The sequence below is a fragment of the Rhizobium sp. SG570 genome (assembly GCF_012275345.1).
Classification (GTDB): Bacteria; Pseudomonadota; Alphaproteobacteria; order Rhizobiales; family Rhizobiaceae; genus Rhizobium; species Rhizobium lusitanum.
The window spans coordinates 98316-120154 of sequence record NZ_JAAZQI010000010.1 but is presented as its reverse complement, the minus strand read 5'-3'; the positions used below and the strand labels follow the sequence as shown (position 1 = coordinate 120154).

General features: G+C 59.5%; 15 protein-coding genes and 2 pseudogenes. 13 read left to right on the top strand and 4 right to left on the bottom strand.

Annotation, left to right across the window (positions count from 1 at the left end):
* Positions 1 to 1411: 1411 nt before the first annotated feature.
* Together FHT28_RS20430 and FHT28_RS20425 are read left to right on the top strand one after the other, a co-directional pair.
* A pseudogene (locus FHT28_RS20430) lies at positions 1412 to 8806 on the top strand (hemagglutinin repeat-containing protein); the annotation flags it as partial.
* A gap of 758 nt (positions 8807 to 9564) precedes the next feature.
* Positions 9565 to 10050, top strand: a complete 486-nt coding sequence (locus tag FHT28_RS20425) for an Imm26 family immunity protein (RefSeq protein ID WP_052212772.1) — start codon at positions 9565 to 9567, stop codon at positions 10048 to 10050.
* 97 nt (positions 10051 to 10147) lie between these two features.
* On the opposite strand, the pseudogene FHT28_RS20420 reads toward FHT28_RS20425, so the two are convergent.
* Positions 10148 to 10632 (bottom strand): annotated as a pseudogene (locus FHT28_RS20420) (DDE-type integrase/transposase/recombinase); the annotation flags it as partial.
* A 70-nt stretch (positions 10633 to 10702) separates the two neighbouring features.
* On the bottom strand, positions 10703 to 11578 hold the full coding sequence (locus FHT28_RS20415; protein ID WP_037198089.1) for a LysR family transcriptional regulator: 876 nt from the start codon (positions 11576 to 11578) through the stop codon (positions 10703 to 10705).
* Positions 11579 to 11684: 106 nt separating this feature from the next.
* On the opposite strand from FHT28_RS20415, the gene FHT28_RS20410 reads away from it, so the two are divergent.
* From FHT28_RS20410 to FHT28_RS20370, 9 genes are all read left to right on the top strand, one after another.
* Positions 11685 to 12317: a glutathione S-transferase family protein gene (locus FHT28_RS20410; protein WP_168597187.1), complete on the top strand. Its 633-nt coding sequence runs from the start codon at positions 11685 to 11687 to the stop codon at positions 12315 to 12317.
* Positions 12318 to 12386: 69 nt separating this feature from the next.
* A complete protein-coding gene (locus FHT28_RS20405; protein ID WP_168597186.1) occupies positions 12387 to 13157 on the top strand; it encodes an enoyl-CoA hydratase/isomerase family protein in 771 nt (256 codons plus the stop codon).
* An 83-nt stretch (positions 13158 to 13240) separates the two neighbouring features.
* Positions 13241 to 13918 (top strand): peroxiredoxin-like family protein, encoded by a 678-nt coding sequence (locus tag FHT28_RS20400; protein ID WP_168597185.1) that lies wholly within the window; start codon positions 13241 to 13243, stop codon positions 13916 to 13918.
* A 55-nt stretch (positions 13919 to 13973) separates the two neighbouring features.
* Positions 13974 to 14687, top strand: coding sequence for an SDR family oxidoreductase (locus FHT28_RS20395; protein WP_037198098.1), 714 nt, complete (start codon positions 13974 to 13976; stop codon positions 14685 to 14687).
* Positions 14688 to 14901: 214 nt separating this feature from the next.
* Positions 14902 to 15438, top strand: a complete 537-nt coding sequence (locus FHT28_RS20390; RefSeq protein ID WP_037198100.1) for a dihydrofolate reductase family protein — start codon at positions 14902 to 14904, stop codon at positions 15436 to 15438.
* A 44-nt stretch (positions 15439 to 15482) separates the two neighbouring features.
* Positions 15483 to 16028, top strand: coding sequence for a TetR/AcrR family transcriptional regulator (locus FHT28_RS20385; protein WP_245297505.1), 546 nt, complete (start codon positions 15483 to 15485; stop codon positions 16026 to 16028).
* Between the two features lie 261 nt (positions 16029 to 16289).
* Positions 16290 to 16508 carry a DUF6500 family protein gene (locus FHT28_RS20380; RefSeq protein ID WP_037198180.1) on the top strand — a complete coding sequence of 73 codons (219 nt, stop codon included), beginning with the start codon at positions 16290 to 16292 and terminating at the stop codon, positions 16506 to 16508.
* A 334-nt stretch (positions 16509 to 16842) separates the two neighbouring features.
* Positions 16843 to 17112, top strand: coding sequence for a DUF1778 domain-containing protein (locus FHT28_RS20375; RefSeq protein ID WP_348645002.1), 270 nt, complete (start codon positions 16843 to 16845; stop codon positions 17110 to 17112).
* Entirely contained in the window at positions 17109 to 17606 is a 498-nt protein-coding gene (locus FHT28_RS20370) for a GNAT family N-acetyltransferase (protein ID WP_037198106.1), read from the top strand. The genes FHT28_RS20375 and FHT28_RS20370 overlap by 4 nt, the downstream gene beginning before the upstream one ends.
* A gap of 565 nt (positions 17607 to 18171) precedes the next feature.
* On the opposite strand, the gene FHT28_RS20365 is transcribed toward FHT28_RS20370, so the two are convergent.
* Together FHT28_RS20365 and FHT28_RS20360 are read right to left on the bottom strand one after the other, a co-directional pair.
* Positions 18172 to 18408 (bottom strand): hypothetical protein, encoded by a 237-nt coding sequence (locus tag FHT28_RS20365; protein WP_037198109.1) that lies wholly within the window; start codon positions 18406 to 18408, stop codon positions 18172 to 18174.
* Positions 18409 to 18582: 174 nt separating this feature from the next.
* Complete coding sequence (locus tag FHT28_RS20360) at positions 18583 to 19926, bottom strand: PLP-dependent aminotransferase family protein (protein ID WP_210255811.1); 1344 nt, start codon at positions 19924 to 19926, stop codon at positions 18583 to 18585.
* 398 nt (positions 19927 to 20324) lie between these two features.
* On the opposite strand from FHT28_RS20360, the gene FHT28_RS20355 reads away from it, so the two are divergent.
* Both FHT28_RS20355 and FHT28_RS20350 read left to right on the top strand, forming a co-directional pair.
* Positions 20325 to 20876, top strand: a complete 552-nt coding sequence (locus FHT28_RS20355; protein ID WP_168597183.1) for a nitroreductase family protein — start codon at positions 20325 to 20327, stop codon at positions 20874 to 20876.
* 61 nt (positions 20877 to 20937) lie between these two features.
* A complete protein-coding gene (locus tag FHT28_RS20350) occupies positions 20938 to 21822 on the top strand; it encodes an SDR family oxidoreductase (RefSeq protein ID WP_168597182.1) in 885 nt (294 codons plus the stop codon).
* The last annotated feature ends 17 nt before the right edge of the window (positions 21823 to 21839 follow it).

Below are 21839 nucleotides of genomic sequence, written 5' to 3'. Positions count from 1 at the left end.
TGCGGCGTCGACCCTGCAGGCAGCTGGTGCCATCGATGTAAAGGCCGGGAATATCTCTGCCAACACCATTTCCGGCCACAAGAATATTGCACTTTCCGGCACCACCGCAGTTGACGGTCAAATTCTCGGTGCAAATGACGTCAGCATCTCCGGCTCGAGCATCAAGGCCGGCGCCGTCGTCTCCGGCGTCGATTTTGCAAGAACAGCCGCAGCCAACGGCAACATCGTACAGACGACAAGCGGCAATGTTTCGTTGACCTCTTCCGGCAAGGTCGATGCTGGCACGCTGCTCTCGGCTGGCGATCTCAGTGCCGCCGGTTCGACTATTAGCGCTGACAGCGTCACGGCGCACGGCGCTGTCACGCTCGATGGCGCGACCACCGTTGCCGGTCAAATTCTCGGTGCGGGGAATGTCCTGATCACCGGTCAGAGCCTGTCCGCCCAGACGGTCGTCTCCGGCATCGACTTTGCCGCCACCAATGCCGCCGGAGGCAATATTGTTCTCGGTCAGGCTGGCGATTTGACGGTATCAGTCAGTGGCGGTGCGGCGGCTTCAAGCTTGCAGGCGGCCGGCAATCTCAATGCCAGCGGGACATCGATCGCCGCAGATGCAGTCACCGGCCATAAGAAGATCACGCTTTCCAGCACGGATGCCGGCGGCGTAGATGTGAGCGGCCAGATTCTTGGCGGTAACGATATTGCCATTTCGGGCCAAAGCATCACCGCCGGCACCATCGTCTCCGGTGTCGACTTTGCCAGAACAGCAGCTGCCAATGGCAACATCGTCCAGACGGTAAGCGGTGACGTCTCGCTGATCTCCACGGGCGATATCACCGTCGGCACACTGCTGTCGGCCGGTGGTCTCACCGCCGAGGGCGCCAATCTCAAGGCGGCCAGCTTGACCGCCCATGGCGCAACTGATCTCAAGGCCAGCGGCCCTGGCGCAAGCGGTCGAGTTGATATCAGCGGCCAGGTGCTTTCGGCCGGCGATCTCGCGATCAACGCAAACAGCCTCAATGCCGGCCTTCTCGTTTCCGGCGTTGATTTTGCGGCGACCGAGGCGAATGGCGGCAATATCAAGCTTGCCAGCTCCGGCGACACGTATCTCACCATCTCCGGCAACACCACTGCCGGCACGATACTGTCGGCGGGCGATGTCACGGCGAAGGCGGCCAATCTCACGGCCGATAGCATCACCAGTCACGGTAACGTCGGCATTACCGGCGACGTCGATGTGACGAGCCAGATCCTGGCTGCAGGCGACCTTACTCTCAATGGCGCCAGCATCAGCGCACCTGTTCTGATCTCGGGCATCGACTTTGCCGCCACCAATGCCGCGGGCGGCAATATCGTGCTCGGCCGGACCGCCGCCCTCAACCTGACCGCCTCCGGCAATATCGTCTCTCAGACGATGCTTTCGGCCGGCGATGTTGCGATCCGCGCGGCTAGTCTGAAGGCTGACAGCCTCACTGGGCATGGCAAAGTCGGCATTATCGGCAATGTCGATGTGAACAATCAGATCCTTGCCGCAGGCAATCTCACGATAAACGGCGGCAGCATCAGTGCGCCTGTCCTGATCTCCGGCATCGACTTTGCCGCGACCAATGCCGCCGGTGGCAGCATCATGCTCGGATCGTCCGGCGGCATGAACCTTGCCGCCACTGCAGAAATTGCCACGCGGACCCTATTGTCTGCCGGCAGCATCGATGCGCAAGCCGCGACCATCGCAGCCAACGCCGTTACAGCACATGGCGATATCACCCTAGCCGGCAGCAGCAGCGTCAACGTCACGGGCCAGCTCCTCGGCGCCAACGACGTCTCGATCTCCGGCCAGACCGTCCAGGTGGGTCAAGCCATTACCGGTGTCGACTTTGCTGCCACCGCGCAATCATCAAACGGCGCCATCGCCCTTCGAGCAAGCGGCGATCTCGACATCAATGCAGGAAGTGCCACTGCCGGCACTCTGATCGTCGCCGGCAATCTCGATGTGGTGGCAAGTGTGTTCACAGCAGGCAATATTACAGGCCACGGCGCCGTTTCGGTCGGCTCGTCCGCAAATCCCGGCGCGGTTGCGATCAACGGCCAGCTTCTCGGCGCAAGCAATGTCTCGATCACCGGATCGGGTATTAGCGGCAACGTCATCGTCGCCGGCGTCGATTTTGCCGCGACCAGCCAGTCCGCCACCGGTAATATCGTCCTCGGTCAGTCAGGCGATCTCAGTCTCATAGCCACGTCCGGCAACGTGGCCGTCAACAGCCTGATGGCGGCCGGCAGCATCACGGCCAACGCTGCCAACAATGTCAGCTCCAATGCGGTCGCCCATGGCGACCTGACGATCACCGCCGGCAATGCGATCACGCTTACCGGCCAGTCGCTTGCCAACCGCAATGCCAATCTGGCCGCCCGATCGATGACGATCGATACGCTGGTTTCCGGCGTCGACTTTGCCGCCACCAATGCCGCGGCTGGCGGAAGCCTGATGCTGCAGCGCTCGGGCACGATGACGCTTGCCGCCTCGAACGGCAGCATCAACGCCAACTCGTTGCTGTCAGGCGGCAATCTTGCCGCAAATGCAACGCAAAACATCGGCTATTCCAGCCTGCAGAGCCTTGGCAACGCCACGCTCACGGCGCCTGGCGCCATTGCTTACACGAGCACTACCCGCGTCGGCGGCAATCTGACGCTTAACACCGGTGCGCTGGATCTGTCGGGCACCAGAGGCAGCCGCATCGCCGGCGGCGGCACGCTGATCGTCAACGCGTCCTCGGCCAACCTGTCGGGCAGCAATCTCGTCTTCGGCGGCCTGGCGCTCAACCTCTCCGGCAGTGCCGATCTCTCCAACGCGCAAGTCAGCACTGTTACCAATGCGGGTGGTTCCGGCGATATCGCTATCTCCGCCGCTGGATTGACGACAAACGCCAACACCGCATTACTTGCCGCGCATGACCTGACGCTCAGCCTGGCGTCGCTTGCCAATACCGGTCAGCTCGCCGCCGGCAACAGCCTTACCTTCAACGTATCAGGCGATTTCTACAACAGCCCTTCCGGCCTCGTCTTTGCCGGCAACAACGCCAACCTCTTCGTCGGCGGCATACTCACCAACGACCAGGGCGCTATTGTCGCCAATGGTGGGTTGACCATCCAGGGAGCCACCGCCGGTCAGCGCAATGCTGCGGTCACCAATGTGTCCGGTCTCATTCAATCCGGTGGTGACATGTCGATCCTCACCGCGAATCTCACCAACCGGCGGTCGGCCACGCCAAGCTGGGTGACAGGCCAGTTGGTTTCCTCCGGCGCGGTTGTCGGCACCTTCGTGCTGAATCCAGCGATCGCCGGCCAGCCCTTCGCCTATCTGGAATCGACCGATCAGAATATATTCCAGCTCTATGCGGGCGTCGATCCGGGGCAGTTTTCCGACTACCAGCCGCTGTTGTATTCGGTCGCAACCCTTGCCGACGGCACCTCCTATCACGCCTGGACCTGGGTCAGCGGCAATGGCCCGACAGAGGTGCGGCCGATCTTTGACTGGATCAAGGCTCGCGTACCCAAGGATGCCAACGGCAATCCTATTCTCGATCCCAACAATCCCTCGCGCTATTTCATTGTCGACGAAGTAATCAACGGCGGCTCCGATGCCAGCACTACCTACAGCTGGGACGGCGGCGCCAATATTAGCCAATCTGTATATGAGGATCGGTTCACGGCACCGCTGAGCGCGGAGGCCGTGATCCGGGCCGGCGGCAATCTCACAATCGATGCCACGAACCTCACGAATTCCTACAGCTCGATCGAGGCCGGCGGTAATGCAACACTGAAGGGATCGACGCTTACCAACGAGGGCGTTGCGCTTTATCGCACGACCACGCTGACCTGCAGCGCCGAAAGCGCGTGCACCGCCTACAATGCCAATGGCTCCGCCGATCCATCGCGCAATATTGCCAATGGCACCTCGATCGTCTCAAGTTCGCAGGTGATTGGCGGCGCGTCGGGCAATATCAAGGCGGCCGGTGCACTCAGTCTCGCGTTCGGTGCAATCAACAACAGCTCCGCATCGGGGTCGGTGTCGGGAGGGGCGGGCTTTGCCGCCCTCAGCAATCCTGGGAATCCGCTTTCGGCACTCAATGGCATGACGGCGGGCGGCGCCCTGTTCGACGTCAATGCCGCGCTGGCGGGGGTCGCGGCCAATGGCGGTGCCAGCGTCGCAAACGGCCTGGCGATCGCAGATGGCACCACAACTATCGGCAACGGACCAACGATCAACGGCAACGGCCTGACGGCAAGTGGCGGCACGTCGATCAGCGGCAATAATTTATCGGCAGCCGTCGGCGCTTCGGTGAGCGGCAACGGCGTGACGCTCGCCAGCGGCCCTTCGATCAGCTCGAATACCCTGACTACCGGCGGCGCCGTGATCAACCCGAACAGCTTGATGGGCAAGCTCACCGCAGCTCTCGGCAACAGCGGCAATCTTGCCCAGGTGCTGCAGGTCAACGGCGCGGAGCTCGCCTCGCTTGCCAAGCCGCAATCGGGCGGTGTCGGTGGCACGGTGCCGGGCCAGGTCTTCCTGTTCGAGACACGGGCGGCTTTCCTCGACGTATCGAAGTTCTACGGCTCGAGTTATTTCATCGACCGTGTCGGCTATACGCCGGAGACCAAGGTTCCCTTCCTCGGCGACGCCTATTTCGACAACCAGATGGTCGACGAGCAGATGCGGCAACTGGTGGGCGATGGTCTTGGCGCGGGATCCTTCATCCCCGGCAACAACGCCACCGACCAGATGAAGACGCTGCTCGACAATGGCGTTGCCTATGCTGAGGCGAACGGGCTTGCTCTCGGGCAGGCACTGACGCCCGAGCAGGCCGCATCGCTGACCCAGTCGATGGTGATCTACCAAATCGAGATCGTCGACGGCGCGCAGGTGCTGGTGCCGGTCGTCTATCTCTCGGCCGCCGATAAGGCGAAGGTCAACGCAGGCGGCGCCGTCATCGCCGGCAACAGCGTCAGCATCGATGCCGGCTCCGTCAACAATTCCGGTGCGATTGCCGCAGCGGATGGCATGACCATCAATGCGACCGAGATCAAAGCCAATGGCGGCACCTTCCTGGCCGGTGGCAACATGAATCTCAATGCCACCAATGGCATTACACTTGCCGCACAGACGATGACCATCGGCGGTCAGAATGTCGTCAACACCAATGCCGGCGTGTCGGCTGGCGGCAACCTGCAGATCGCCGCGGGCGGCACGTTGAGTTCACAGGGCGCCAAGATCGCCGCCGGCGGCTCAGCCCAGCTTTCCGGCAACAATGTCACTCTTGCTGCTGTCAAGGTCGACAATGGCGGCCAGCAGAATGCGACTGGCACGCGCGTCACCGCCGGCGGCAATCTTACCATTGCCGCCAACAACGACGTCAACATCATCGGCTCCTCCGCAAAGTCGGGCGGCGATCTCAAGGTCAAGGCCACGGATGGCGCGGTCAACATCGTCTCCACCGATGTCGCCCGACGCACCGATGACGGCTACACCAAGACATCAGGTACCGATCAGCAGGCGTCGCAGCTCTCGGCCGACGGCAACCTTCAGGTCAATGCCAATACCGGTGTTCTGATCTCAGGCTCGGATCTGACAGCCAAGGGTGATGTCGGCCTCACTTCGAACGGTGATATTAACGTCACCACATCGCAGGACCAGTCGAAGTCGAGCTTCGGTAAAAACGCCTCATCCGAGCTGACGCATAATGGCTCGACCATTACGGCCGGTGGCGATCTCGTCGCGAAATCCAAGAACGATATCAACGTCATCGGTTCGACGATGGATGCCGACGGAAAGCTTGGCTTGCAGGCCGGTAAGAACGTCACGATCGCTGAAGCGACCGATAGCGCTACCCTCGACGTCAAGAGCTCCAGCAAGAAGAGCGGGTTCTTTGGTTCGACGAAGGAGAATGCCTCCGGCCATCTGGAAACCACGACGGCGGCTGGCTCGTCCCTCTCCGGCAAGGACGGCGTGACGATCATTTCCGGCGGCGACACTACGGTCTCCGCCTCGAAGGTGACGGCGGGCGACGATACGCATGTCGCAGACCTGAATGTCCAGACCGGCGGCAATCTGATCGTCACCGCTGGTAAGGACACCGAGACCGAGCATGATAGCGCCAAGCGCAAGGGTTTCCTGCGCAGCGGCAGCTCGAGCTATGACGGCTATAACGAGACGACCATCGGGTCGCAGCTTTCAGCCTCGGGCGATGTCAATCTGGATGCCGGCAAGGCGGCAGCCATTGTCGGCTCGAAGGTCAATGCCGATGGCTCGCTGAATGTCTCCGGCGAGAGCGTCAGCATCATCGGCGCGCAGGAAAACCACCAGTCCGACAGTAAGCGCAAGGATTCCGGCCTCTTCGTTGGCTCGGGCGGCGGCTTTATCTCGCTCTACGGCAAGAACGAAAAGCAGGGCCAGCAATCTTCCACGGATAACGTCGGCTCACAGCTTACGGCCGGGAAGGACGTTAACCTGACTGCGAGGGCAACTGATCTCAACATCATGGGATCGTCGGTCAATGCCGATCGCGACATCAATCTCTCGGCGGCGCGAGACGTCAATGTCACCCCGGGCGCTGAAAGCTCGTCACAGTCCGAACAGCAGAAGAAGTCCGGCTTCGGTCTTGCACTTTCCGCCGGCAATGGCGGCTTCTCGATCGGGATTGGCGCGCAGTCGACCAAGGACAGCAAGGCGCAGCAGTCCGATACCAATGCGGTATCGACATTGGTGGCGGGCCGCGATCTCAACATCTCGGCAGGCAACAATGTTAACCTGCAGGCGACCAGCGCTTCTGGCGAGCGCGACGTCAATCTCTTTGCCAAGAACGATATCAATCTGCTCTCGGCCAACGACGTCACCAATTACGAGGAGGTGCATGAGAAGACCTTTGCCGGTGTGACCATCTCGGTGACAAGCCAGATCGGCAAGGCGGCTGAGAGCATCATGAACTCGGCCGAGCGCCTTTCGGACAGCGGCGGAGTCAATGCGGTGACCAATACCGCCATTGCCGGCCTCGGTTTCTACGAGGGCTTCAAGGGGCTGAAGGGCGCATATGAGGGGCTTACCAGCGCGGATCCGAAGGTTGGAACCGGTCTTTCCTTCAGCATCGGCATCAACGCCGGCGTCAGCCATCAGGAAAACAGCTGGTCCTCGTCGTCCTCGACCCCGGTCGTGACGAATATTCGCGCGGGTCGCTCCATTACCATGGAGGCCGAGAAGGGCTCCATCACCAGCGATGGCGCGCAGATCCTCGCCGGCTACGACAAGAACGGCATCCCGACGATCTCGGGCGACCCGCTGACCGGCGATATCTTCCTGTCGGCAGCGAATGGCGACATCAACCTCAATGCCGCCACGGGCACGTCGGATTCGACCAGCTCGAACAAATCTTGGAGCGCCGGCGTCGGCGTCAACTTCGGCTGCACTACAAAAAATGGCTGCGCGGAGACCGGCATCGGGGTCAACGCTTCCTATGGCAAGGGCGGTTCGGAAACCTCCGGCACCAGCCATACGAACACGCATGTGAATGGCACTGGCGATGTCACCATCGTCACCAACGATCTCGCGCTGAAGGGGGCGACGGTTGTCGGCAATTCGGTTGCGATCGACGTCAAGAACCTGACGATCGAAAGCCAGCTGGATACGCAGAAGGCCGAGGCCGATCAGTTCAATGTCTCCGGGCAGATCGGGTTTGGCAATACCGGCGCCTCCGGCACCGTGCAGAAGGCCAAGGGCGACGCGGTGCTCGTCTCCGAACAGTCAGGCATTCATGCAGGCACCGGCGGCCTCAACATCGATGTCGGCGGCCAGACCTCGCTTGTCGGCGGGCTGATTACCAGCCAAGCGACGGCGGACAAGAACTCCTTCTCCACCGGCACCCTGACGGTTGCGGATATCGACACGCATTCGACCTGGAAGGCCGAAACCTATGGCGGCGGAATCGGCACCGGCGGGCTCACCATCGCTCCACCCGTCAAGGCCGGCGAGAAGGAGACCGGCAAGGCCTATTCGGCCATCGGCGGCAATATCGGCATCACGATTACCGATCCCGCGCATCAGACGCAGGACATCGGCACGATCCGCCGCGATACCGAGAACACCAACACCTCGCTGCCCGGCCTGCCGGATCTGCAGAATATCCTGCGCCAGCAGTACAAGACCCAGGCCGATCTGCAGGCGGCGCAGGCCACCATGGCAGGGCTGGTGGGCGATATTGCCAGTGAATTCTACCGGCAGGCTGCGGAGGGCCGCGACCAGGCTGGAATGGATTATTGGAAGGAGGGTGGAGCCGGCCGCGTGCTGCTGCACACGATCGGCGCCGGCATTCTCGGCGGCGTCAATGGCTGGGAGGGTGCGCTCAAGGGGGCTGCCGGTGCTGCAACCTCAGCCTTGCTGACACCGGCTATAGCCGATCTCGTCAAGGGCATGCTGAAGGACAGCACCTTGTCCGCTCAGGACAAGCAGACGCTTGCCGCCCTGCTCGGCGAGAGCCTGTCTGCCCTGGCGGCAGGCGCTGTCGGCGGCGGCGAAGGTGCCTCCTATGGGGCTGCACAGTATCAGTACAATTATCTGACGCATAAAGAGCGTGAGGAGTTCGCTCGCACACTGGCCGCTTGTGAGGAGTCCGGTGATCCTGGCTCTCCAGCTTGTAAGCACAAAGAAGAGCTCCAAACTCTATCGGTTAATCGTGACAAGAAGCTGTCCGATTGCGTCGGAAATTCCTCGGCCGACTGCGTCAAGGCTCGCACCGATCTGCGGATAGCTGCGGCCGAGTATCTCGACGCCGCCCTCGCAGGGAATGGCGAGCCCGATGAGATGTCGCTTCTCGATCGACATATGGTGTTCCTGGACGCCTGGAAATACGCAGACAGCAATGATGCGCAAAACGGTCAGGACTTCGGTGATATAGAGTCCACGCTGAAGAGCGATGCAGCCAAAGCCCTGCTGACAGGTTCGAAAGCTCAAATAGCCAGCATCATTCGCGATCCGATCATGCTCGGCGCCATCGCCTGGGGTGGCTGGGGCAATGCCAAGACCATTATTGGAGACATTGCGGGCATCTTGCCGGATAGCGTCGCTGGCCTGCCTGAAAAATATGTTCGTGTCATCGACAATGCGGGCAACGTCGTCATCGTTGGTCCAAATGGTGAAATCTATCGCGATATTGCCGCCGCACAGCGAGCGTCTATCGGCACTGATGCCATAAATACAGTAACGATAGGCGGCAAAACCTGCGTTTATAGCTGTGTTGTTGACGGAACCACGCGGTACGTTGGAATTACCGATGATGTAGCCCGTAGAGGCGCCGAGCATCTACGGACGAAAGGAATCCGCATTGAGCAAATCGATGGCCTCGATAATCTGTCGCGTTCGGATGCGAGAGCCGTTGAGCAAACCCTGATCAATTACTACGGACTAGGCAAAGACGGTGGAACGTTGCTGAATAAGATCAATTCGATATCCGCGACGAAAAACCCAACAACCTATGAACAATCGCTTATTCGTGGCAAAGAGTTGCTCGATAGTGTCGACTACCAATGGGCGAAATAGCTATGTTGAATCGGAAAACTGTAAAGATCGGCGATATATTTCAAATTTTGACATCCGAAGGAATTTGTTACGGCCAAGTGACTCACACACATCCAAAATGGAAATTCGTCGTAGCCATTTTTCGGGAATTCTTTCCTAAACCTCCGAAGGATTTCACAGAAATTGTCGCCAAGGAGCCGCAGTTCATTACGACCTTTCTGATACAGGATGCAGTTCGGCAAGGGTTATTCCAGCTTGTTGCGAACGTCGCCGTTTCTGAGCACCTAGCTGCGTTTCCAACCTTTCGGTCGACGAACAATCTTAAGGGTGATGAAACGATGTGGTTTTTCTGGGCTGGCGGAACGCAATGGAAGGTGCACCGCCCGTTGACCAAAGGAGAGAAGAAGTACCCAAGAGGGCCGTCATTACCAAGTGCGCCGCTCTTAATTGAGATGATCGAGAAGAATTATCGAGTTGAGCGCGACTACATTTAGTCTCAGAGACATATAGCTAATATTTCCCTGCCGCTTGAGCGGTATCGTAAACTTAAGGGTCACAAGACAAGAGCGGATGACGGGTTTCTGTGGTCCATCATGCCGGGGTGATTTTAACCCATAGGTCCATTGTGCCGGCGCGCAGCTCGCGATGACGGCTGGAGGTGATGTCATGGCATGGGATATGGAACAGGTTGGCTATCGGATCGTGGGTAGAGTCGAAGCGTTGCAGGTTGCCTCGTGACTTGAAGCGCGGCATGGTCCGCTCTCCTCGCCGGACCGGCTGGTGAGAATTCTCTGCCGATTGTCGAGGCCTTTGTGAGATCGGTGTTCGACACCTGGCATGATCTCGGTCTTTGCAGCGTCATAAGAGCGAAGCTTGTCGGTGATCATCACCCGTGGCGAACGGCCTTGCCCCTTCGACAGCTTGCGCATCAGACGTTTGGCCGCCCTGGCGTTGCGGCGGCTTTGCACCAGAACATCGAGAACGAAACCGTCCTGATCAACGGCGTGCCACGGCCAGTGCCTCTTCCCACGGATCGAAACGACGGCTTCGTCGAGATGCGATTTGTCGCCTAGCCGCCCAGATAAGGGCTGGAGGATCTCGTTGGCGAAGGTTCGCACGGCAAATCCGCCCCGATGGGGATTCAACTTACCCGACCACCTGCTCCACGAAGTCAGCGAACGCCCGCGCCTTGGCGCTGGCGAGGCGTCCCGTTGGGAAGACCGCCCAGAGGTGAATGTTCGGAAGCTCCCAATCTTCAAGCACGCGCGCGACCTCGCCGCTTAGCAGTTCGGGCCAGAACATCCAGTCCGAAGTGACGGCGAGCCCCATGTCGGCCTTAACCGCGGCGCGAATACCTTCGGCTGCGGTGACTTGAACCCGCCCGGAGACCGCGACGGACGCTTCGGTTCCAGCCCTGCGGAAGGTCCAGCTACGGCCGAGCTGAGTATAGACCACCGCCTGATGCGCGGAGATATCGGCAGGCACCAGGGGTACGCCATGTCTTTCAAGATAGGCAGGTGTCGCCACCACCGACCGCCGACCAGTCGCCAGACGGCGGGCTACGGCCGACGAGTCTGCGAGATCACCCATGCGCAGCGCGATGTCGATGCCTTCGGACACGAGATCGATCACCCGATCGTCGAGAACGATATCCACGTCGAGATCGGGATGCATCGCCAAGAACTCCGGCAGGCGCGGAATGACCATGAGCCTCGCAAACGTGGTGGCGGCGCAGATGCGAAGTCGGCCCGACAGCCCGGCACCGGCCCCCTTGGCTTCCAGCTCCGCCTCGTCCGCTGCATGGATCGCCGCCTTCGCTCGTTCATAGAAGCGAACTCCGGCGTCGGTTGGCGAGAGGCCGTGCGTCGACCGGATGAGCAGGCGAACCTGAAGTCGCTCCTCCAATTGCGCAATCGTCTTCGAGATGGCGGGCTGGCCGACGCCGATCTGGCGGGCGGCCTGTGAGAACGATCCCGTTTCCACGACACGCACGAAAGCGGTCATCGCCTGCAATCTGTCCATCACTCATTCTCCATTGGAATAAGCATTATCGCCTCAAGAAGCCTGCCGCAAGTATCCAGGAATGGTCATAACTCTCTCCAGCGAACACAATCCGATGGAGACGAACGTGATTGAAGTCTACGCCTTTGCCACCCCCAACAGCGTCAAGGTGCCGATCGTGCTTGAGGAACTCGGCCTTCCCTATGAGCTGAAGGCGGTCAATGTCCGCAAGGGTGAGCAGAAGGAAGACGCATTTCTCTCGCTCAATCCGAACGGCAAGGTGCCTGTTCTGGTGGACGATGGCTTCGTGCTGACGGAGAGCGCCGCGATCCTTGTTCACCTTGCGGAAAAGACCGGCAAATTGCTGCCAAGCGACGGCGAGGCCCGCGCCCGTGTCTTCGAACAGCTCTTCTTTCACGCCTCGGCCCTGAGCCCCGCTTTCGGCAATACCGGTTTCTTCATGCGCTCATCGCCGGCACCGCAGCCGATCGCCGAAGCGCGTTTCGCAAAGGAAGCCGAACGCATCCTCGGCATCCTCGACCGCAAGCTGGCGGGTCAATCTTTCATGGCCGATGACGCCTTCACCATCGCCGACATTGCCCATTTCGGCTGGCTGTGGCGCCGGCAATTCCCCGGCCTGACGCTCGACGAGCGCCCGAACCTTTCCCGTTGGTACGAGACCGTGGCCGCCCGCCCCGCCGTCCAGCGCGCCATAGCCCGCGTCGAGGCGCTGGCCGAAGCCCCGACTTCTGTGGCCTGACCCATGCGCTCCCTGTCCCGCTTCTTCTTCAACCCCGACCGCAAGACCCCAACACAAAGGAGTATCCCCATGTCCCGTTTCGACACCTACAAGAACAGCTTCCCGAATGCCCGCCTGACCCGTTCGCCAAGCGGCGTCCTCGAAATCGCCTTCCATACCGACGGCGGCAAGCTCGTCTTCAACGGCCACACCCATGAGCAGTTCGTCGATCTCTTCCACCAGGTCGGTTCCGACGCCGACAACCGCGTCGTCATCCTGACCGGCTCGGGCGATGCCTTCATGGATGCGATCAATCCCGATGGCTTCGATTTCTTCTCGCCGCGCGGCTACGACAAGATCCTGCGCGAAGGCAAAAAGGTCCTCATGAACATCCTTGACATCGAGGTGCCGATGATCACCGCGCTGAACGGTCCCGTCCTCCTGCATTCGGAATATGCGCTGCTCACGGACATCATCCTCGCCACACCGGAAACGGTCTTCCAGGACAAGCCGCATTTCGACTTCGGCATCGTGCCGGGGGACGGCGTCAACCTGCTCTGGCCGGAAGTGATCGGCAGTATCCGCGGCCGCCATTTCATCCTCACCCGCCAGGTGCTTGATGCACAGACTGCGAAGGACTGGGGTGCAGTCAACGAGATCGTTCCTGCCGATCGCCTTCTGGCCCGTGCCCATGAGATCGCCGAGGGTCTTGCCGCCCTGCCGCCGCTGACCAGCCGCTACACCCGCATCGCCCTGACGCAGAAGCTGCGCCGGATCATCGACGAAGGCGCGGGCTATGGTCTGGCGCTTGAAGGCATCAGTGCTGCCGAGGTCGCCCGCTCCTTGGCCGCCAATAGCTGATCACTCCCTCATCCATCGCCGAGCTTCAGGGCGACCCCTGAAGCTCGGCACGCTCAAAGTTCAGAACTCATTGGAGAATGACGATGACGCTGCAGTCCAAGCTTGATGCCTTCAAGGCTGACTTCGAAGCCGGCAAGCCGCCTTACAACGTTCCCTATTCGGTGATCGAGACGATGCACCGCGCCACCGCCGAACTAATCGCCTCCGGCGCGGCCGAGCAGGCCCTTAAGGCGGGCGACACGCTGCCGGCCTTCAGCCTCGCCGATCCCGAGGGCAACACCGTTTCCTCGACCGATCTTCTGGCGCGCGGCCCGCTCGTGGTCACTTTCTACCGCGGCGTCTGGTGTCCTTATTGCAACATGGAGCTCCAGGCGCTCCAGGAAACGCTGCCACAGTTCGAGGCGCTCGGCGCGAAACTCGTCGCCATCTCGCCGCAGAACCATGTCAACAGCCGCAAGTCGATGCGCCAGAACAACCTGACCTTCCCGATTCTGTCGGACCCACACAACGACGTGGCCGCCGCCTTCGGCCTGCGCTTCGAAATGCAGGATTACCTGGTCGAGCTCTACAAGTCGCTGAAAAACGACCTTCCGGCCTTCAACGGTGATCCGAGCTGGACCTTGCCGATGCCGGCCCGCTACGTCGTCGGCCAAGATGGCGTCATCCTCTACGCGGAGGTGAACCCGGACTACACCCACCGTCCGGAACCGGAAGACATGCTGCCGGCGCTCCGCCTCGCAGCCAGCCGCGCCGCCGCCTGATCCATTCGACCCATGACACCCTGCTTCCTTGAGGCAGGGTCAGAGGATTTTCCCGATGAAGAGAACCTTTCTGATCACCGGCGCCAGCAAGGGCATCGGTCTCGCCCTGGCCCATCGTCTTGCCACCCGTGGCCACACCGTCATCGGCATTGCCCGCAACCCGACAGACGCCTTTCCTGGCCCGCTGCATACTCTCGATCTTTCCGAGCGCAGTGCCAACGGCGAACTGGCCAGGATCGTCAAGGAAAGCAACGTCGATGGCGTGGTCAACAATGTCGGGCTGGTCAGGGCCGCTCCGCTTGGCGACATCGCCATTGAAACCCTTGAAGAGGTGATGCGCGTCAATCTGCATCCTGCTCTTATGTCCATACAGTCCGCATTGCCCGGCATGCGCACACGCGGCTGGGGCCGCATCGTCAATATTTCCAGTCTCACCGTTCTCGGCAGCGTACAGCGGACAAGCTATGCCGCTGCCAAGGCCGCACTCGTCAGCTTTACGCGAAGCTGGGCGCTTGAACTCGCCCAGACCGGCATCACGGTCAACGCCGTCTCGCCCGGGCCGACCGAAACGGAACTGTTTCGGGCGAACAATCCGATCGGCAGCGAAGGTGAGGCGCGATACCTATCCGGTGTTCCCATGGGGCGGTTCGGCCAACCTGACGAGCTCGCCGCGGCGATTGAATTTCTGCTGTCGGACGACGCCGCGTTCATCACTGGGCAGACGCTGCATGTCGATGGCGGGGCGTCGATCGGTAGGTCTTCACTGTAGGGCAGCAGCAATCGGTCCAGCGCCTCATCTGGACCAGCCCGCGTTTCGAGTTATCCCAGGAGAGCCATTCTATTTAGGTCATAGCGATGTCGTTGTCGGGGGTGGTTAGCCGTCGGTCAGCTTTCCGGGCGGTACGGGCAAGAGTGGACCGTCGAGCGCGTTGACATTGGTCAGAGGTCCATTATTTATACGATGTATAATTATGGAGGCGACGATGGTCACCGGACACGTATTTATCGCAACAAGCCTTGATGGATTTATCGCCCGCGAAAGTGGCGACATCGATTGGTTGCTAAAGCACGACCAAACTGGCGAGGATCATGGGTATAACGATTTCATAAGCGATATCGACGTTATCGTAATGGGGCGAGGCACTTATGAGGCGGTCCGAGGCATGGGAGACTGGTTCTATACCCGTCCGGTCCTGGTTTTGTCGGCGCAGCTTGCACGACAGGCAGTGCCCTCCGAGCTCGAAGGAAAAGTGCGCTTTTCGGCAGAGTCACCTGAACAAGCGATGGCGACGCTTCAATACGAGGGAGCACGACATGCCTATGTGGATGGGGGACGCATCATTCAATCTTTCCTCGCGCTCGACATGATCAGCGACATGGTGATCACGAGGGTGCCAATCTTGCTCGGTGCTGGCCGCCCTCTTTTTGGCGGCGGTCAGCGGGATGTGGCGCTTGCGCACAAGGGCACAAGGTCTTTCCCTTCCGGATTGGTCCAATCTCATTATGAAGTCTTGCTATGACAGCGAGGGGGCGAGGTCGGCCACCAGCCGGCGGAAAGGCCGTTTTGCCGGAGAGCATTCTTTCCGAGGCTTTGAGCATCCTCAATGCCGACGGCCTCGACGGCTTGAGCATGCGCGCTTTGGCAACACGTGTGGGCATCAATCCCATGACGATCTATCACCACTTCAAGGATCGGGATGGGCTGATCAAGTCGCTAGCGGAGTGGGTATATGCGGACGTCGCGGCACCTGAAACGGGCGATGCACACGCACGCGCCCGCAGTCTCCTCACAGCCTACTACGCCAAGGTGGTGCTCTATCCCGCTCTGACCTTGGCGATCTTTGCCCGGCCAGCCGTTTTCCCCGATCACGCCATGAGGATAACCCGTGAGTTGATGATCTTCTTGAGCGAAGGCAATCACTCCTCACAGCGCTCGTTGCGTTGGACGCATATCCTTGTTGACTACACTCATGGTGCCGCCTTGGCTGTGGCTACCCAGGATGGAAGCATAGGGCGGCCCCCAAGGGGAGCAATGCTGGATGATTTTGAAAGCGGACTTGACGAGCTACTGGAGGCGTTCAGGCGTTCTTCCGATCACCCGAGCGTGTAGATCAAGTTTTTCAGCATTTAAGGTGTCCCTTTGCGTGCACAGAAAGAAGGCGATCTATCTAGCGAAAAGCGCGCAGACCACAGACCTTTCCATTGTATCGAGGTGACTGATTTTAAGGGGTGTCGCAAATGCCACGAACGACCGCAATGGGGTCGAGAGCAGGCATTGCTCTCGCAATTCGATCTGTCCACGGGTCTCAGTATTTCCGTAGCGAGAAAGGCATGGTAGCTCGAAGGTGAGTTGCGAAGTATGAGGCACACCATGAGACTAACCCTAAGGGCGAAAGCCATTTCAGTCTGCGACGACAAAATCGCAAAAAAGGGTGAAGGCGTTGGCCTGTCATTCTATGCATTCTTTGCAAACAAGAACGACGACCCCGACCTCCTTATGGAAGCCGCCGAGTGGTGGATCAAAACCCATGCTCTCGATCATTTCGAGAAGGCGACTAAAATTCGTGAGATGATTAGATCTGGGCAGTAGGTGACGACCGCTTTCAGGATCGTGCCTGTCTGCGTTAAACACCTGCAATGGGGTCGGAAGCAGTCATTGAGGCTACCCTAGGCTTTATGGCCCCTTTTTCATCCTCGGCTCCCGGCCCCAGATCGGTCATTTCGCCAAGGCCGAGCCGGTATCCGCTTCTGGAGAATTTGAAAGAGATGGATTTTGTAATAACGGGGCCAGCGGTTCGCATCCTTTCGAGAGCAGTTACCAGTGTAACGTGTCAGCATACAGCTCCGTAACGACACCATCGTTACGTTATATAGCAATATCGCATTTGAGTTACCCATGCCGACGTCACATACGAGCAAAAAAAGTGGACGCAAGCGTTCCACTGAATATCCATATCAAACCCGCGACGCGCAATCTTATCGACCGTGCAACTGAACTGCTTGGCAAGACACGCACAGATTTCATGCTGGAGGCCTCGGAACGCCGCGCCGAGGAAGTGCTGCTTGACCGTACCGTCATCACGGTAAGCCCCGAGGTGTATGCCGAATACCTTGCCCGGCTCGATGCGCCCGCGCAGTCGAATGAGCGTCTGAAACGCACAATGTCGACCAAAGCTCCATGGGATGAGGTGTGACCCTCACTTCCCCTGCTCCTTTGGCCGAGCATCATGAGCTTGTCGAGTTTGATTCCGGCGTTCCAGAACTGGATGATTGGCTGCGTCGACGAGCGCGAGCCAATCAGGCGGGCGGTGCGTCTCGTACTTTCGTGGTCTGCGAGGGAAATCGTGTAGTTGCCTATTACGCTCTCGCCTTCGGCGCGGTGAGGATACTAGAAGCACCAGGCCGCTTTAAGCGAAACATGCCAGATCCGATCCCAGTCGCTGTACCTGGTCGACTGGCTATCGACCGGACCTATCAGGGCCGCGGTATCGGTCGGGCGTTGGTGCGTGATGCCGGTCTGCGCCTGCTCAATGCCGCCGAAATACTCGGTATCCGTGGCGTGCTGGTGCATGCGATTTCCGATGACGCACGTGCCTTCTATGAGGCTGTTGGATTTCTGCCATCTCTGTCCGACCCGATGATGCTGATGATTGGATTGAAAGATCTCAGCAACGCGCTGAGCGCGTAGACGGTGTCATCGAGCGTTCGTTTTCAGCAGAAGCTAAGCGCTATCGTTCGGCGTGGCGTTCATTCCGTGCGGAAGGAGCAGGTTGAACAGCACATGTGCCGCAATTAGCCGGCGAAGGAAGCGCTGCGAGATGGAGAACGAATTCGGGCCGCGGGCGTTCAAAGCTTGTCTTTCGGACTGTATGTCAGCGACTGCAGTGATTTAAATACGAAAGAGCCGACGTGCGCCTGAAAGGTTGTTGAAGGGCCGGCGTATCGCATTGGCAGCTCTTAATCCGAGTCTCGCAGCTGTCCAGACCTTGTGTCGATAAAATCCGAGCGAGTTCACTATCTTAGGATAAACCAATACCGGGTCGTTGGTTCGCATCCCATCAAGGCGTTGCATACATGCAAGCCGCTTGGTGCGAACTTGAGTAGGTTAAAACCTGGCGGCCGATCGCTACTACGCAGAGCCGGGCGACATCTTCAATGGCATGTTTGCCGCGTCATAGATGCCGTCGACCTCACCCTGCGAAAGAGGCAAAGGTCGAGATTGATGACGTTGGTTCCGAGCTTCTGCTTCCGTTTCAATTAAAGTTTAAACCGGCAGGAAGGAAATCGAGATAGTCTAGTAAGCCGTAGATCAGCGCCAACACGATCACCACCACCAGGATATAGCAAGCGCACTCCAACGTGACTTTGATAATGTCAGTCGGGTTGGACGAGGTCCCTTGATCGTGATGCCACTTGATGGCGAAGAACATGCCCGTGCCTAACACGAGAACCTTGAACGCAATGAAGACTATAGGGAACCAATCCATCATTTTGAATATTTCCAGGCTATTATTTGACACTATCTATCGTGAGGAGCACGACCGCAAAACTGCTGCTTCAGCAGCTTTGTTATTTTGTTCAAACCATCGTTGAATCTAACGTCGATCATAACCCTCCCATCACGCGGCATAAGTCAGCTTGCCCCATGTTTCCGGATAGGTTGTTTAGACGATCACCCGAGCAAGCAGTGCCGGCTGGGTGACAAGACCGGCAAGTTGGTTCAATCCGTCCTCGAGCTCACTGCGGTCGGACGCGACGCCGAGGGAAATTCGCACCGCTTCCGTCGTACACTTCCCGACCGCAAAGGCAGAGCTTGGAACGATGAGCAGACCCGCGCGTACCGCAGCCTCAACCAGGTCGTCAGCGCGCTGGCCGCTGGGCAACCGAAGCCAGAGGTGGTGGCCAAACATGTTAGCGGAGCGATCGAAGGCGCTGAGCAGCGACGATGCGAGTATCTGCCTTGTCAGCGTTTCGCGTCTGATGGCCGCGGTCACGTCCGCCAGTGTTCCATCCATTATCCAACTGCTTGCGAGTGCTGACATGAGCGGAGGCGCCATCAATATCATGGCTCTGGTAACAGATGCGAGTTGCAGGGCGTGTGCTGCCTTGGGCACGAGGACGTAGGCAACCCGCAACGCCGGTGTCGCACACTTGGAAAGTGTCGAAATATGCCAGGTCGCCTCCGGCATGAGATCCGCAAAGGTGCGGCTCGGCCCCTCAAGCAGCGGGCCGTAAGGATCATCCTCCACGATCATCACGCCGTAGCGGCGCGCAATTTCCACAATAGCCGCACGTCGCGGTTCGGGCATCGTCGCGGCCGTCGGGTTGTCGATATTGGGAATCACATACAGAAGCTTTGGCGGCCTGGTCCGGCAACTGCGCTCGAAATCCTCAGGTAGCAGTCCCTCGCCATCCATTGCGATCGGATCGATTACCAAGCGCATTTGAGCTGCGACAGCCTTCAAACCGGGATAGGTAAATTCGCCGGCGGCGATGACGTCACCTCGAGACAGCAAAAGCTCGCAAATGGAAAAAAGTGCACTCTGGGCGCCAGCCGCAACAACGATACGATCGAAATCGGCGTTCTCGATACGTTGCTTGAGCCATCGGGTCGCCGCTTGCCTATCCGGCTCTGCACCAGCACTATCCTGATAGTGCAAGTTCAGCAGCCCCTTGCCGTTCGCGAGCACCGCAGCAACCCCTTTGGGCATCAACTGCCGAAAATCGACGCCCTCCGGCTGGCATGGAATGTTCATGCTGAGATCGAGTGCCGCGGGGCGAGCCTTCGAGGTAAGCTCGCTCGAATAGTCCCTCACGAAGGTACCCCTGCCGATTTGCGCTTCAATAAGCCCCCGGCGGTGCGCTTCATTGAAGGCCCGGGTCACCGTTGTCAGGTCGACGCCAAGCGCTTCGGCAATGGATCGCTGCGGTGGCAACCGGTCACCCGCAGCAATGATACCAGCCTGGATGTCCTGTTCCAGAGCATCCGCCAAGCCGATATATTTCATTCGGCCACCGCCGACAATTCGCGCTTTCCACATAAACCTAACCGATATTGTATGGCTGTATATCCATACATTTCGCATACCATCCATACATTCGAAAATGAACCCTAATTCGGGAACTCGCGCGAAATGTCGCAGGCGGCGGCAGATCCCAAACGAAGCTCTGAAGCGTTTCCGGACCCGTTTGTACCCAATACTGTCGCTCCACGATCGACAAGATCCCTTCACCTCAGCGGTAAATCTATGGAAAGCTAGGGGGGACAAGTTCGCCCATGGTGGCCGCCTGGATCCACGCGACAAGGCTCGGCCTGTTGTCTGGGGCGCTCGTTCCAAGATGACTCAAATCAATGCTGTCGTCATCAAGCTCTGCGATCCATGGGCAAACAGTAGGAGCGACCCCGATGGAACTGATGGAAGCGATCTTTGGCCGGCGCGCCACACGAGCCTTCACGGCGGAACCGGTCGACAGGCCGGTGCTCGAACGACTAGTTGAAGCTGCTATCCAGGCGCCAAGCGCCATCAACGAGCAGCCGTGGGATTTTACAGTCGTCCGCAACAAACCGCTGCTCGACCGGATTTCGGTCGCGGCCAAGGCTCATGCGCTGAAGAAAAGGGACGCCATTCCGTCCCATCTGCGCCAACACCTCGAAGATCCCGGGTTTCATATCTTCTATCAGGCCCCGGCGCTGATCGTCATTTCCGCCGGAAGTCGCGACTGGGCTGTAGAAGATGCAGCACTCGCGGCAGAAAACCTGATGCTGGCGGCCTATGCCCAGGGTCTCGGCTCCTGCTGGATCGGCTTTGCCCAGCGCTGGCTGGAGACGGAGGAGGGCCGGAGGGCTATCGGGGTGCCGGAGGGTTTCGTGCCGGTTGCGCCGATCATCGTCGGCCATCCGGCCGCGCCTGTGCCTACGGTGCCACGCAGTTCCGCACACGTGCGCTGGCTGGATTGATACCAAACCTGCGCTCCATCGGTACGATGGGCGTTCGATCGTCGCAATAGCAGGAAAGGGCATGCCCATGCGCCTAAAGGACAAGATTGCCATCGTCACCGGCGGCGGAACGGGCATCGGCGAAGCCATTTGCCATAAGTTCGCGCACGAGGGCGCAAAACTCTTCATCGCCGGCCTGCCGGGCGATCCGGTGGAAGACGTCGCCGCGGCGATCGTCGGACACGGCGGCTCGGCCGTCAGCTATCTCGGCGACCTTTCCGGAACCGACGAGGCGGCGGCTTGCGTCGCTCTCGCCGTTGAGACCTATGGCCGGCTCGATATCCTCATCAACAATGCCGGGGTCTTCATTGCCAATGCCGAGACCGACGCCTATCGGATCGAGGATTTCGACCGAACCTACAAAAACAACATCCGTACCGCCTTCCTGATGACCAAGTTCGCGCTGCCGCATCTGCAGAAGACGCGCGGCAACATCGTCTTCACCGGCTCCGAGGCGGGGTTCAACGGTTCGCCGAACTTCACGCCCTATGGCGGCAGCAAGGGGTTTCTGCATGCCTTTGCGAAGGGGGTGGCGCTCGAACAGGCGGCTTACGGCGTGCGTGCCAATTGCGTCTGCCCGGGCGCGATCGATACTGCCTGGACGCGCGGTGCCGATAGCCCGATCCCGCTGACTGCGCAGGAGGGGATCGGCATGGGAATACCGCTCGGCCGCCGCGGTACGCCGGAAGAAATGGCGAACATCTTCGCCTTTCTGGTATCCGAAGAGGCAAGCTACGTCACCGGTGCACTGTGGTTGGCCGACGGCGGCGTGACGCCGGCCAAAGGCCTCACGAACGTACCGCCGTCGCTCCGCGAGGCGCCTGTCGGCACGTTGGATCTCCATCATTCGCATGATGGTTTACGCGGGAAATTCGTATTCCGGGCACCATCAACCCCAAAAGGATGAAACCGATGAAGGTGGCA